General features: G+C 41.5%; 7 protein-coding genes. All 7 read left to right on the top strand.

The features are described 5' to 3' along the window. Positions 1 to 57 precede the first annotated feature (57 nt). The 7 genes from L6471_RS11325 (at position 58) to L6471_RS11295 (ending at position 15,775) form a co-directional block, all read left to right on the top strand. Positions 58 to 3,216 (top strand): SusC/RagA family TonB-linked outer membrane protein, encoded by a 3,159-nt coding sequence (locus L6471_RS11325; RefSeq protein WP_237797362.1) that lies wholly within the window; start codon positions 58 to 60, stop codon positions 3,214 to 3,216. Between the two features lie 19 nt (positions 3,217 to 3,235). Further along, positions 3,236 to 4,930, top strand: a complete 1,695-nt coding sequence (locus L6471_RS11320) for a RagB/SusD family nutrient uptake outer membrane protein (protein ID WP_074613842.1) — start codon at positions 3,236 to 3,238, stop codon at positions 4,928 to 4,930. A 46-nt stretch (positions 4,931 to 4,976) separates the two neighbouring features. Beyond that, on the top strand, positions 4,977 to 6,839 hold the full coding sequence (locus tag L6471_RS11315; RefSeq protein ID WP_237797361.1) for a hypothetical protein: 1,863 nt from the start codon (positions 4,977 to 4,979) through the stop codon (positions 6,837 to 6,839). Positions 6,840 to 6,860: 21 nt separating this feature from the next. Further along, on the top strand, positions 6,861 to 9,008 hold the full coding sequence (locus L6471_RS11310) for a hypothetical protein (protein ID WP_237797360.1): 2,148 nt from the start codon (positions 6,861 to 6,863) through the stop codon (positions 9,006 to 9,008). 19 nt (positions 9,009 to 9,027) lie between these two features. Next, positions 9,028 to 10,770: a cellulase family glycosylhydrolase gene (locus L6471_RS11305; protein ID WP_237797359.1), complete on the top strand. Its 1,743-nt coding sequence runs from the start codon at positions 9,028 to 9,030 to the stop codon at positions 10,768 to 10,770. A gap of 188 nt (positions 10,771 to 10,958) precedes the next feature. Beyond that, the gene (locus L6471_RS11300) at positions 10,959 to 11,564 is read left to right on the top strand and encodes a GIN domain-containing protein (protein WP_237797358.1); all 606 of its coding nucleotides are present in this window, start codon (positions 10,959 to 10,961) and stop codon (positions 11,562 to 11,564) included. Between the two features lie 110 nt (positions 11,565 to 11,674). Next, positions 11,675 to 15,775 carry a hybrid sensor histidine kinase/response regulator transcription factor gene (locus tag L6471_RS11295; protein ID WP_237797357.1) on the top strand — a complete coding sequence of 1,367 codons (4,101 nt, stop codon included), beginning with the start codon at positions 11,675 to 11,677 and terminating at the stop codon, positions 15,773 to 15,775. Positions 15,776 to 15,783 lie beyond the last annotated feature (8 nt).

The raw sequence follows: 15,783 nt of genomic DNA, 5'->3' as shown, positions 1-15,783 counted from the left end.
GAAAAGACGAATTGACAAAGAGATACCATGAACGATAATTTTTAATAACTAAATTCTATGAAAAAAGCAATGCTAATTTTGATGGCAATGATATGGTCGTTTGCCTCAAGTCTTAGCGCTAAGACTGTTACCGGATCAGTCGTGTCAGCTTCGGACCACGAACCACTGATTGGAGCAACGGTTAAAGTGCAAGGAACGCAAGCCGGTACTGTCACCGATCTTGATGGTAATTTTTCTATTGAAGCTAATGATGGACAAACACTTATTGTCAGTTATATTGGCTTTGTCACTCGACACGTCAAAGTAACAGGCAATCATTTACGCATCGTTTTAGAGGATGAAGCAAACTCACTCGAAGGTGTGGTTGTTATTGGCTACGGTGTTCAGAAAAAGAAACTGGTTACTGGTGCCAATATTGATATCAAGGGTGATGACATCGCCAAGTTAAACACCTCTAATCCTCTCCAGGCACTTCAAGGTCAGACTCCAGGTATGAGTATTATTTCGCAATCTGGTCAGCCTGGAAGTGGATTAAAGGTAAATATCCGTGGTATGGGTACTATAGGTAACTCTGATCCATTATATATCGTTGATGGTATTCGAGGTGATATCGCCAGCTTGAATCCTTCCGATATCGAGAGTATCGATGTGCTTAAAGATGCTGCATCTGCAGCTATTTATGGTGCACAGTCTGCTAATGGTGTAGTGCTGATTACGACCAAAAGCGGTAAGGAAGGGCGTGCTGTCGTTAGCTTTGACGGTTATGTAGGATGGCAGAATAAGGCTCGTTCTATCGATATGCTTAATGCTCAAGAATATAAGGAGATTATGGACGAACAGGCTATCAACTCTGGAAAGAATCCATATGACTGGAGTAGTCTGGTAGATACCTATAATGATGATGGTAGTCTAAAACAATATGGAATATACGATACTGCTGGCAATCTTATCGATACAGACTGGGTGAACCAGATGTTTAAGAGCAATGCCAAAACTGAATCTTATAATGTTGGTGTAACGGGTGGTGTAGCCAATTCTGGAACCTATGCCGTATCTTTAGGCTATATGGACCAGGAAGGTATTGTAGGCGGTAAAGATGTAAGTAATTATGAGCGTTACAATTTCCGTGTTAACTCAGATTGGTTAGTAAAAAAATATCTCAGAGTAGGCGAGCAGATAAGTTATATTTATACCAAGACAAAGGGTATTATGGTGGGCAATGCCTATAATAATTCATTGAGAGCTGCATTTAACACCTCACCATTTACTCCAGTTTACAGTGATAATACTTACTATGATTCACCTTATAATGCGACTGACAAGAGTGCATGGATTAATTCTGATGGTAACCCTTATGGTTTGATGATGACCAATACTAATAATCAGACCAATGCCTCTCGCCTTACAGCTAATGCCTATGCCGAACTGGAATTGATTAAAAACTTGAAATTCCGCACTACCTTGGGTTATGAGAACTATACCTCTAATTATCGTAGTTTTACTCCTCTTTATCATTTCAGTATTTACAGTTTTAATGATACCAAAACGAGTGTAAGTCAGAATTCAAGCACGAACCAGCAAATTACTTGGACTAATACCTTAACCTATGACTGGAAATTAGGCGAGCACAGTTTTAATGCCCTTTTAGGTATGGAGAGCTGGCGTTTTGAAGGAGTCGGAGTTGGAGCAGGAAATGCTTATTTGAAGAGTGGTTTTGAAGATTGGACCCATGCTTATGTAAGCAATGGTACAGCTACCAATGCTGATGATGGTTTGAGTGCCAGTGGTTCTCCTTCCGTTAACCAGCGTACACTGTCTTATTTCGGTCGTCTTGGTTGGAACTATAAAGAGACTTACATGGTTAATGCTACTCTTCGTGCCGATTCTTCTTCACGTTTTGCCAAGGGGCATCGCACGGGTTGGTTCCCATCTATCAGTGCCGGTTGGATTTTGTCAAACGAGAAATTCTGGAAACCGATATCTTCTGTAGTCGATTACTTTAAATTCCGTGCAAGTTGGGGTCAGGTAGGTAACCAGAATATCGGTGAACTGATGTGGGTATCTCCGATTACTACCTCTGATGCCTATTATAATTTTGGCACAACCTTAGGCGCCGAAGGGCAATCTGCATATTATGGTGCCTACGAAAGCCGTCTGGCCAACCCAGAGATTAAGTGGGAAACCTCAGAACAGTGGGATTTGGGTTTTGATGCACAGCTTCTCAAGGGTAAGTTGAATGTTAATTTTGACTGGTATAACAAGACCACCAAAGACTGGCTTGTTATGGCTCCGATACTCGCCACAGCAGGTACTGGTGCTCCTTATATAAATGGAGGTGATGTAAAGAATACTGGTGTAGAACTCGGTTTGAGTTGGAATGATAATATTGGTAAAGATTTTCATTATTATGTAAATGTAAATGGTGCTTATAACCATAACGAAGTCGGTAATATTCCGACAGCAGACGGTATTATCCATGGTACAGATGGTAATGGACAACTCTATGATAATTCGACAGAATTCTATCGTGCAGAAAACGGACATGCTATCGGTTATTTCTGGGGCTATAAGACAGCTGGAATATTTCAGAATCAGCAAGATATCGATGATTGGATTGCTGCGGGAAATGGTGTTCTCCAAGGTTCATCAGTAGCGCCAGGTGATGTGAAATATTATGATGTAAACCATGATGGTAAGATCAATGATGAAGATAAGGTAGACTTGGGTAATGGTATGCCAGACTTTACTTATGGTTTTTCTTTAGGCTTTGACTGGAAGGGTCTCGATTTCTCCATTCAAGCTAATGGTATGGTAGGAAACGATATCGTACAGAGCTATCGTAATGTTGGTAATAAGACCTCGAATTATACTTCTGCCATTTTGCAGCGCTGGACAGGTGAGGGTACATCCAATAAGTATCCACGTGTAACCGAGAGCAATATTAACTGGCAATTCTCAGACCTCTTTATTCAGGATGGCAGTTTCCTGAGAATCAGCACCATTACGTTGGGCTATGATTTTGCAAAGCTGCTCCATCAGAAGTGGTTCTCTCAGGCTCGTCTCTACTTCCAAGTTCAGAATGCAGTTACCTTTACCAAGTATGACGGTATGGACCCTGAAATCGGATATGGCGTAAACAGCTGGGCATCAGGTGTAGACTTGGGTTATTATCCACGTCCACGTACTTGCCTTGTCGGTGTAAATCTTAAGTTCTAATATTAATGGAGGAAACCAAATGAAAACAAATCATATTATAATAGCTGCAATGGGATTTCTGTCTTTAGGTAGTCTCACTTCGTGCAGTGACAGTTGGCTGGATGTGGATTCCAAAACAGAGTCAAATTCTGGCAACTATTATAAATCACAGGAAGATGGTCTACGCGCTCTATATGCTTGCTATGATGGCTGGCAGCGTACTGTAAGTGACGGACCAACATTTACTCTATATCAGTTAACAGAAACCATGAGTGATGAGTGTTTTGGCGGAACAGGAAACAACGATGGTCGTAATACGCAGATTATCGATCGTTTTGACATGAACCAGTCACCATCGTATACGAATATGCACAATCAGTTATGGACTTCTTATTATACAGCTATATTCCGCTGTAATGAGCTGATTGATAAGTCAGAAGGTATAACATGGACTGATGAAAAACTCAGAGATCAATATTTAGGTGAGGCTTACGCTCTTCGAGCCTTTTGTTATTTCGATTTGCTGCGTATTTGGGAGAATGTACCACTTGTCATACATGCCACTAGTGAAAACGTGCCTCAGGCTACACCCGATTCGGTTTATGCTCAATGTATCAGCGATCTGAAGCAGGCTATCAGTATGATTCCTGCCAATGCATATCCAAAGTCTGAAGCTGCTACTAACGATGGTCATGTTACCAAATATGCGGCAGAGGCCATATTGGCACGTTTATATTTGTTCTATGATGGTTATTACAACAATAATCAGGGGGGTAGTGTAGTCGGCATGCTTACCAAGCAAGAGGCTCTTGCTGCTTGTGAGGATATTATTAACAGCGGTGAGTTTGCTTTGATACCTCGATTCAAGGATTTGTGGCCAGCTTCTAGTGATACCAAGAATTACGAAGGTAATTGGGTTAATACAGCAAGTACATACGCAGGTAATGGCAATGCTGAGACTGTACTCTCTATGAAATTCAATTATACAGCCGATTATAATGGTAATAATGACGGTAACCGTTTTATCGTAATGAGTGGCCTGCGTACCGGAAGTTGTGTATATGAGCGATACGGTCAGGGATGGGGAGCTATGACCGTGAATACCAAACTTGCTTCTGCTTATGGTCCAGGCGATTCGCGCCGACAGGCTTCTATCATAGACTGTGCGTCATTAGATGGCTATGAAGACAACTATATCAGCGACCAGCGTGAATACACAGGTTATGCGATCAAGAAGTATACACCGCTGAGTAAGTATCAGAATGGAAACCTTACGCACTATACAGATGGAGATGCTGCCGGTGATTTCCAGATTTCTCAGTATCAAGACTGGGTACTCGTGCGTTATGCTGATGTACTGCTGATGGCTGCAGAATTGGGCAGTACTAATGCCGAGACTTATTTTGACGAAGTACGTAAACGTGCCTATACAGACGATGAAGGTAATCTGAGCAGCAATTACATCGATCTCTCTGCTACTCGAGAAAATATCTGGAATGAACGAAAGAAAGAATTCGCTTTTGAGGGTATCCGATATTGGGATGAACTGCGCCAGGGACTTGAAACAGCAGCAAGTCAGATAGCAGAAAGCAATACGACTGTGCTCAGCGGTGGTGTAAAGGACAATATTGTTATCACTACCCAGAATGTCATTAAGAAGCGTGGCTTCTGTCAGATACCACTTGAGCAGATTACACTCAGTAATAATGTGCTGAAGCAAAATCAAGGTTGGTAATCATGACATCACGTAATAATCAAATACGATTTTAGAATCTAAGACAATGAAAATAACGAAATATATATATTCGCTCCTGGCCGTTGTCATGATGGCTTTCATGACAGGGTGTTCACCAGATGAATACGCATTGGGCGAAAAAGATTTATCATCAGATGATTTGGTTGAAGGTATTGCCTATACCATCACACACGATAGTAATAACCCGAACATTATCTATCTGAAGAGTTTGTTACCAAGTAACTATGCGGTTACCTTTGATACTCCTCAGGGACGATTCCAGGCTAATTCGGCTACGTTGAAGATTCCTTTTAATGGTGAGTATCAAGCTCGTATCGGTGTCACTACCCGTGGAGGTTTCCTTTGGGGGCCTTACGCCGATTTCACAGTGGAAGACTTTTGCTCTGAGTTTGTAGACGATCCGCTGTGGACTTATATCAGTGGTGGAGTAGGTGAGTCGAAGACGTGGAAACTCGATATAGATGCCAATGCTCTTACCAGGCATTCAGATCTTTGGGCAGGTCCGTTAGGTTTCTGGGGTGTAGATGATGACTGGAGCACCTGTTTCCTTGGTCAGACTGCAAGTGCTGGTGACCACTGGAACTGGACTCCTGATATTGCTGGTAACGGATGGGTAATGACAGCCATGGATTATGGTTATATGACCTTCGATCTTATTGGTGGTGCTCATGTCACAGTGCATAATAACGAGACTGGCGAAGAGTGGAGAGGTACCTATATGCTCGACACCGACAATCATACCATCACTTTGTCAGATGCAGAACTTCTTCACAACTCCGGTCATGATGGTGTTGTTACCAACTGGAGCAAGAGTCTGAAGCTGATGGGCTTGGATGATGACCGTCTGCAGATAGCTGCACTTCGTGATAATTCATCAGAAGGACCATGTCTGCTTTGTTACAATTTCTGTTCTCAGGATTACTGGGATAACTGGAAACCTGTTGTTGACGAGACACCAGTAACTCCTACTTTAATGGAAGGCTGGAGAAGTTTGATACAGAATCCTACCAATCGCGAGATAACCTTTAAGTTGGCAGAGGATGGCGATGAAGATGGTTTTGCCTTCGGCTATTGCAATCTGGATGGTAGTGTGAAAGACGCAACTCTTTCTGCAAACGATGGTATAGAAGATGCTACTTTAGTACTTTATTATGGTGGTACAGATGCTACCAATACTTATACCTACACGGCTCCTGATGGTAGTGCCATAACGGGTACTTACACTTTGGATGATAATGGTATCTTTACATTCAGCAATGGATTGGGCAATACAAGTCTTGGTGCTAACTATAATATGAGTACCAATGCTGATAATACACTACGTATCATGTCTGTAACCAAAGACGACTATACAGGGGCGCTCAAGAGCGTATGGTTAGGTAAGCAGTGTATTGATGACCAGGGTAACCTCTTCCAATATCAGGGCTATCACTGGAAAGCTCAGACTGCAGGAGCAGCCGTGAAGAAATATAAGGGTGTCTTAAACTATTTCAGTACAGGTTTTGCCGTTACTTTGACCAGTTCTGATGTCTTTATTACGGGAGATGGCGACTACACCTTCACCATCAATGGTGCAAACAGTGAGCCTTATGGTATTTATCTGGATATTGCCAAGCTCTATGCAGATAATAACAATTGCGATGTTATAATCAAGAGCATCAAGGTAGATGGTAATGAGATTTCATTTGATGATGCCACTATCGACCGTGGTACAGCCGACGGAGACCATTCTACAGTTCGTCGTTATATCGTTAATCCATGGGGTAAAACCGCCGATGAAGCATCGAAGTTTAGCTTTACAAGCAGTATCGAGGTAACAGTACATGTAACTTATGATACCGGTGAAAATAAGATGGAACCTACTGAGGCTGGTGCTAAACGTAATTAGTAATAACTTTAATATTCTGACATGATGAAATTTAGATATATAGCAGGTGGACTGCTTCTGGCAGGATGTACAATCACACTATCGGGTTGTAGTGATGATGATGAGTACAGTGCAGCCACGGGTAATATTATTACTACGATAGAAACAGGTGATGCTGTAGTCACAGCTGTTTCTGCAGAGTTAAAGGGAAAGGTGTTGGATCTTTCCAAGCAAAACTCTGATGCATATAGTGTAGGTGTGGTATATGGTGAAAATCCTGATCCTACTACAGCTGGCACCAAAACAGCTGGCAGTATTGATTCTACGGGTACAGTTACCACTCAGTTGAAGGGTCTTACCAAAGGTCATACCTACTATTATTCTACCTATGCCACATTGCAAGGCATAGTGACTAAGTATGGTGAGGTGAAGAGTTTTGTGGCGACAGATGCCAAGATAGCGACCATTGGTGCTACTGATATTACTGCGACCAAAGCTACACTTGGTGCTCAGACCCAGGGACTTGACGGTATCATGATAGAAGGCGAGAGTGAGATGAACTATGGTTTTAAGATTTCTACAGATAAGGCTCATCTAAGCGATGGATATGATTATCCTATCGTAGCCTCTTCTAATCATGTCAGTAAGTCTGTACAGGGTTTGTTGCCAGGCACAACCTATTATTATACATCCTACTTCCAGTTGGGCGATGGTTATGTATATGGTGATACCCTGAGCTTTACCACAGCTCAACAAGAGATGCCTTATGTAGATTTAGGGTTATCTGTACTTTGGGCGCAGTATAACTTAGGTGCTGAGGCTGAAGAAGAGTCAGGTGCACACCTTGGTTATGGCGATTTAACTGGCAGCAATGTCAGTACCTATCTTACAGACTATTCTGTAGCCACTGATATAGCAGGAACAGACCAGGACATTCTGCATCAGATAGATATTGATGGAGATGCACTCATGCAGAGTGCACTTCCTACCCAAGAACAGATGGCAGAACTCGTATCAGGAACCACTCAGAAGGAAGAAACGGTAAATGGTGTTAACGGTGTTCGTTTCACGTCAAAGTCTAACGGCAACAGTATCTTTATCCCTTATGGTGGTTATCGTGACGGACAGTCTATAGTAGGAGAGGGTGCTCAGGGCTTGTTATGGTCGGGCTCTATTTATGCTCCTGCTACTGATTACAGTCAGACTCTTAACATTACCAATGGGGCAGCATCAACAGGAGTTTCCAAGCGTTCTTTGGGCTTGGCTATCCGTTCAGTCCGCAGGTCTCCAGAGTTATCGGTCGATAATAGCAAACTGGTTATTGGCGATTTGGAGAATAATGGCAGAATTCGTGTCGAAATTTATAATCAGTATGGTAGTACCGCTAATCATCCAGGTATTACTCCTTCTATGATTAAGTTTTCTAAGAACATGGCTATTACTTTCACCATCAAGGGTCTTCATGATAACTATAAGAATGGTACTAATGATGGTCATAGCAATATTGCGGGTTTGGAATACGCTTCAGCAAGCTGGAGCCCAAGCCGTTGGAGTAGCTTGACGGGTGACAAGTATGATGCAAATGTTACAGGTGATGGAACTTATACCGTATGGATGGAAACGAGTTCTGCTGCAGAAGGAGCTGCTGTATTCTGTGTAGACATCAATAATCTGGCAAACGACGTGGCAGATGTTTCTAAGGTGAGTGTTGAGATTAATAGCATTAAGTTTGATATAGATCCACTTTATGTTATGGACTATTCGAATACGGTATTTGTTAACAAGGATAATGATAACACTAATGGTCGTATTGAAATATACAACGAATATGGTTCAACAAAGAGTGCCGGTGTAAATGCTTCTTCACTGTCTTTTGAAGGCAATATGATAGTAAACTTTACGATTACAGGTATTGATGGTAATCTCAAGCCAAATGCTTCAAACGCATATCGTACAGAACTCTCTTATGCAGCAGCAAGCTGGAGCCCTTCTTACTGGGGTGGCTCTGAGTTTGGACGTGCTACCGTTACAGGCGATGGAACCTACGAAGTGTTTGCTACACTCAATGCGCATGCAGAAGGAGCAGTGGTATGGACCATCGAACTCTATGATCTCTGGAAAGATCTCATCGATCCAACTCAGGTTAGTGTTAAGATTAATAGCGTTACTTGCCCAGGTATAAGCAAGTAGCGATGAAAGAAAGGGAAGTATGATGAAAAAAAGATTATCTATAGTATCTATGCTAGTCATGGTTTTTACCATGATTAGCTTGGTATCATGTTCAAAAGAAGAGACGATAAGTGGCGGAGGTATTTCGACTTCGTTTCAAGTGTCTAAGTCTGCTCTGCAATTTTCAAAAACAGGCGGAGAGACGTATCTATATGTTGAATCGCCTACGCAGCCAGTCGTATTATCCGATCAGAGTTGGCTTGTGGTTTCGCAGGATTTATCTAATTCTGCCCGTGTGTATAAGTATAAGGTTGCTGCTGCTGCCAATACTGATACAAATGATCGCACGGCATCTATCAGTGTATCATCAGGTAGTGAACAGATTACAGTTCCTGTCAACCAAGTATCTACCGAGGGGTTAATTATCGAGACAGCCAGTTTTGAAGTTTCTGCTGATGGCGGATCTATCACGGTTAAACTCAAGGCCAATGGAGGATATGATGTAACTACACCTTCGTGGATAGCTCAGGCTGATAATTCTACGCGTGCCAATATGCAGGATTATGAAGAGGTATTTACGATAGAGGCTAATATATCACCTTTGGCGCGTACAGCCCAGATATCATTTACAAGAGGTGATATTGTAGAGTCTGTTACTGTAAACCAGGCTGCAGGGCAGGTAGAGGCCAATATGGACCGCACAGCCAAAGAGTTGGCCAAGGCCATGTATCCAGGATGGAATCTTGGTAATACCATGGAAGCTGGTGATGTGGCCAATAATTTCACCAATGCAGGTGGATTAGGGGCTGAAACGGCATGGCAGTCTACCCAGACTACGAAAGCCTTAATCGATTTTGTTAAAGCTCAAGGGTTTAAGAGTGTTCGTATTCCTACCTCTTGGGTAATGGGTCATATTACTGATGCTGAAAATATGACGATAGACCCCGCATGGCTTGCCCGTGTCAAGGAAATTGTAGATTATTGTATCTCTGATGGTCTTTATGTATTTATCAATGATCACTGGGATGGTGGCTGGATCGAGGTAGAGGGTTTCAGTAAGACAAGTAGTTCTTATGAAGCTGTTGATGAGACGATTATTGCAGATAAAGTGAATAAGCTCAAGAAGTTGTGGACCAATATTGCCACATATTTTAAAGATTATAATGAGTATCTCATGTTTGCCGGTCTTAACGAACCTTTCCAGGAATATAGTTTGTTTAGTACTCGTCATAGTGAGCTGACTCCAATTTTGGAGCGTTATAATCAGGCCTTTGTAGATGCTGTCCGTGCTACGGGTGGTAATAATGCCAAGCGTGTACTTATCGTTCAAGGACCTTCTACTAATATCAGTTCTACCGTAAACTATTTTAATATGCCAACGGATACAGAGAATGGTAAACTAATGGTAGAGGTACATTATTATGAACCATGGGATTTTTGTGGTAGTAATGCTACTAAAGACTGGAATGCCGATGCTTCAGTGAAGACGTCTTTTGAGAGTTTGAAGACGAAGTTTGTAGATCATAATATTCCAGTAGTTATCGGTGAATACGGTGCTAACTGGCAGGAAAATACCGAAAGTCATAATGATGCAATTCGTCGTTACTTTAAGTCTGTAGTAGAGAATGCTGGTAATTGTGGTATCGTTCCGTTTGCATGGGATATTAATGTAGTCAGTTACCCTAATATGTCTATTATTAACCGTACCGGATTGTCTGTGTGGAATACGCCTGCAATGACTGGTATTACAGAGGGTGTTGCTGCAGCTCAGTGGCCCTATTAATCGGGAAGATATCAGGTAGAAATATTCCGACGATTCAAGTATAGGATAAATTAGAAAAAGCTGTGAGAGGGTATACTACTTTTTCACAGCTTTCGTTATGTATATAATAGTTTTTGCTATGTAACGTTCCTCAAGAATATGAAGATGTACAATGTATATAAATTTCTTCTAAGTAGTGTTATTTTTTGGTGGCTTTATCGTGCAGTCACCCTAATCGCCCCGTATTAAAGTCTGATTATCAGCCTTCTTCCACAGATACGATTGTTACTCATCAGACTTGTCCGGTGGAAGCCTTTCATGGGGTATCAGTCAGTCATGTATCGACAGTAGATATAGAGGTTGGTCCGGCATGCGATGTACAAGTAGAAGGAATTCAGTCGGTGGTTAATCAGAATAGTAGTCAGGTAACCGATGGTGTACTACATATAGGCTATCTGCAGCAGAACGATAAACAGCGTAGACAGATGCACGTCAGAATCAAAGCTCCTGCATTGGATGAAATTTGTGTATGTGATGCAGGACAAGTGTTGGTGCATGGCAAACCTCTCGTTGGTAAATCACTTCGAGTAAACCTGTCTAGTGTGAATGTAGCCCATTTGAATGCCTGTATGCAAATGCACGAGATCGTTGGTGATGTTAACGATGTCATGTTTACCAATTTACATGTAGATTGTCATCGGCTATTTTTATCAGCAAAGCGCGCAGAACATATTCAGTTGAGAGGGAAAACTCACTATTATCATTTCGATGGTGATCATAAGCGAGTTGACACCCAACAGTTGCATCAATCCTAACTACCATGGTTTAAAATTGTATAGTTTTATTTTTTTGTTTAATATATTTATTTTATTTTTGTAGAGAAAAATATTTTCATTGCATCTTGAAGAAGTAACCAGGAATAACCATGAATAAACGTTTAAGAATTTTTCTTATTATAGTATGGATGATTTTGCAGAATATGCCAGTATGCGCTCTTTTGCAGGATATGCAGTTTCATACCTTGGAAAGTCGTGATGGATTGAGTAATTCTCAGGTTAATGATATATTGAAAGATCACAATGGGTTTATGTGGTTTGCCACTCAGTCTGGTTTAGACCGTTATGACGGTTTTCGATTTAAGAACTTCTTTTTTGACAGCAACGACAAAAGATCTCTTCCTAATAACTTTGTAGACGGTATTCAGCAAGATGCAGAAGATAATTTATGGGTGCATACCTCTATGGGATATTGTATCTATGATTACATGACAGAGACCTTTGATGTTCATATCGATGTTTGGATGCAGAAGCATGGTATGAAGAAGGATTATCCTGACAAAGTATATATCGACAGTCAGAAGAATATGTGGTTTTCTATCTACGGCAAAGGGGTATATTTCTATCATGCCAAGACGGGTAAACATGTTTATTTCTCCCAGGGAGGTTCTGGCGTAAGAGTGATACCCAAAGGAGAAATAACCAGTATGCAAGATGTGAACGGCAGACTGATAGCCGTTTATAAGGACGGAACATTGATGTCTATTGATGGTTTGCTTGGGCGAGTCAAGTGGATTAAGCGTTATCCAAGTCTGCATCTCAAGAATCATGCGGGATATAAATTAATCGTAGACAAGCATAGCAATTATTGGGTAATAGCAGACGATATCACCTTTGTCTATAGTGCTCAGGATAAAAAGTGGTATGAAGGATGCAATACATACCTGATATCCAAAGGCATCAAGATAGGCCGTGAGAATATTTTAGTGCACGATGTACAAGAAGATGATTATGGACGTACCTGGATTGCAACAGACCATCAGGGCTTATTTGTTATCGACTGGAAAACATCTACCTTCTCTAATTATACTTACCAGAGAAACCAGCAGGGTTGTGTACCTGATAACACATTACATAAGATTTATATAGATAATTTAGGTTCTGTATGGTTGGGAGCCTATAAGAATGGTGTCGGTTTTTATTCACCACATTCATCCTTATTCTCTACAATTTATTTAGGTGATATCTGCACGATATGTGAGGATAAAAATGGAGTGTTATGGTGTGGAACCAATGATAAAGGTATTGTGGCTTACAATCGAGTAACGGGTACAGTTCAGAATTTTTCTTCTTCGATTACCGGTTTGGGTTCTGAAGTAATCGTCAGTTCTTTGATGGCTTCAGACGGTTCTATGTATTTTGGCACTTATAATGGTGGTATGGTGAGATATAGCCATGGACAGTGGAAAGTATTTCGTTCACGGAAGGGGAGTGGTGGATTATCAAACGATAATGTGTGGTGTTTAGAAGAAGACCAGCGCGGAAATGTTATTATCGGAACATTGGGTGGAGGTGTGCAGGTATATAACCCGAAGACAGACCAGTTTACTACTTATAATACCGACAATAGTGAACTTCCATCAAACTATGTTTTTGATCTTTGCCTCATGCAAAATGGGCAGATACTTATAGGCCATTCCCTTCATTATTCGATATTTAACGTAGCCAAAGGAAAGTTTACGAATATCAAGAGTACATCAGATGGTCGCTCATTCTTGAGTCCCTCTGTTACAAGTATTATCGAGGATAGTCGTGGTATGATATGGATGGCTACTCCGTCGGGCGTTACGATGTATCATCCTCTTCATAATCAGCTCGAAGTAGTCAATGGAAAGAGTAATCATCATGGTACAGGTTGTTCGGTTATAGAAGATTTACAGCATCGTGTCTGGGTGGTCTATGATCATCAGATTACTTGTGTTACCCCATCAGCAGGTCGTCATGGTTATGAATTATCCAGCATATCGTATAGCTCGTTAGATGGTTTACAGACCCGACAGTTTAATGAGCGCTCGGTACTGATTACTCGTAATGGAGAGATTGTTGTGGGTGGCCAGGATGGTATCAATATCATTCAACCAAAGAGAATCAATTCTAAAAAAAGTAACCCTAAGGTTATCTTTAGCGGACTTATTCTTTTGGGGCATCCGTTGTCGGTTGGTGAAAAATTTAATGGGCGTGTTGTCTTGAGCGAAATACTTGATAAGTCGCGTAAGGTAGAGTTGCAGAGCAATGAGAGCGACTTTACTATTCTCTTGGCATCCAACGAAGTGACTTTGCCATCGCGTAGCCGATTCTTATATCGTCTGAATAAGGGGGCAGAGGAATGGTTGATGACACCAGAAGATAAGCCAAGTATTACCTTTACGAACCTATCTTATGGGCACTATATCCTTGAGATAAAGGTGGTCAATGCTGATGGTACCATCAGCGATAACGTGAGCCAACTGGAGATTGTAGTAGAGCCTCCGTTCTATCTTTCTATCTGGGCTATTCTGTGTTATGTCGTCTTGTTGATTTTAGGATTCCTCTATTATCGTAATCATGAACGAAGCGTACAACAGGCTGCCTTTAGAGAACGTCGTTTAGAGGAAAATGCACTCAAGGATAAGCAGTTGAACGAGCTGAAACTTAATTTCTTTACCAATATCAGCCATGAACTTCGTACTCCGTTGACTCTGATAATATCGCCATTGGCTTCTATGATCAAGAAGGAGGAAGATGAAGACAAGCGCTATAAGCTAAAGCTCATTCATCGTAATGCTGAGCGACTGCTTACCCTGGTGAATCAGATATTAGACTTCCGTAAGTTGGATAAGAATAAGGAAACATTAAATTTGCTCAGTGGCGATATCGTTTCGTTTATTAAGAATATCTGCGATTCTTTCGACTCACTGGGCAATGACAGTATCCAGTTGTCTTTTTACTCTGCCGAACCGCAGCTTATCATGGAATTTGATTCCGATAAGATTAATAAATCTATCAATAATTTATTGAGTAACGCTTATAAATTTACCCCTGACGGAGGTCTTGTATCAGTTCAGCTTCATGTTATGAAGCGTGGCGATGGCGAACAGGATACTCTAGAAATTCGTGTATCCGACACCGGTAAAGGTATCAGCGACGAGGATAAAAACAAGATATTCAATAGTTTCTATCAAGTGAATGGAACAGAGATGAAACCTACCGGTGGAAGTGGTATCGGTCTGAATATTACCAAGCGCTACGTTGAGATGCACGATGGTACTATTCATGTAGAAGATAATCCGGTAGGTGGTTCTATCTTTGTCATCCAGTTGCCTGTACGCTTGCCCGAAGACATGTCAGACAGTTTGCAAGATACGATGATATCGAGTGTGGCAGAGCCTGTGGAACATATCAAGGTAGAAACTCCTCAGGTGCAGTTATCCCATAAGCCCGTAGTATTACTTGTTGATGACAGTGACGATTTCCGGGAATTTATGCGTGAGGAATTGTCAGATCATTATGAAGTCGTAGAGGCTGAGAATGGTAAGGTAGCTTTGGAAAAGATAGCAGAGCATAGACCGCATATTATCCTCAGTGATGTCATGATGCCTGTTATGGACGGTAATGAGTTCTGTCGACTGTTGAAGGGTAATCCTGCAACCGCTAATATCCCCGTTATTATGTTGACAGCCCGACTCACGATGCTACAGAAAATAGAAGGCTTGGAGCATGGTGCAGATGATTATATCACCAAACCATTCAGCATGGATTTGCTCAGACTCCGTATGGCTAATCTCATGACGTGGGCCAGTCGTCAGAATCATCATACTAAGGGAAATGGCGATATGGAAGCGATAGGAGCAGATGCGATATCGACACCTTGTATCTCTGAATCAGATCGTAAACTTCTGACCAAAGTAGACCGATATATTCATGACCATCTGGATGATCCGGATTTATCCGTAGAAGTATTGAGTCAGGAAGTGGCGATGTCTCGTGTACAGTTGTATAAGCGAATGGTACCTCTTACGGGTAGTACTCCTTCAGAATACATTAGAGCCAAACGATTGGAAGCTGCAGAAAAACTCTTGTTAAAGGGAGAACTTACCGTTAGCGAAATAGCATATCATACAGGGTTTAATAATCCACGATATTTTTCGAAATATTTTGCCGAAGCCTACGGACAGACTCCTTCACAGTACAAGAAACACCGCGGAAATTAACATTTCAT

Origin of the sequence: Segatella bryantii (assembly GCF_022024215.1) — a bacterium.
In the GTDB taxonomy this organism is placed as follows: domain Bacteria; phylum Bacteroidota; class Bacteroidia; order Bacteroidales; family Bacteroidaceae; genus Prevotella; species Prevotella bryantii.
This window is presented reverse-complemented; position numbering and strand designations above follow the sequence as displayed.

Coding starts and splice junctions, on each gene's coding strand:
- L6471_RS11320 (WP_074613842.1), top strand. CDS start 3,236: ATGAAAACAAATCATATTATAATAGCTGCAATGGGATTTCTGTCTTTA.
- L6471_RS11295 (WP_237797357.1), top strand. CDS start 11,675: ATGAATAAACGTTTAAGAATTTTTCTTATTATAGTATGGATGATTTTG.
- L6471_RS11325 (WP_237797362.1), top strand. CDS start 58: ATGAAAAAAGCAATGCTAATTTTGATGGCAATGATATGGTCGTTTGCC.
- L6471_RS11305 (WP_237797359.1), top strand. CDS start 9,028: ATGATGAAAAAAAGATTATCTATAGTATCTATGCTAGTCATGGTTTTT.
- L6471_RS11310 (WP_237797360.1), top strand. CDS start 6,861: ATGATGAAATTTAGATATATAGCAGGTGGACTGCTTCTGGCAGGATGT.
- L6471_RS11315 (WP_237797361.1), top strand. CDS start 4,977: ATGAAAATAACGAAATATATATATTCGCTCCTGGCCGTTGTCATGATG.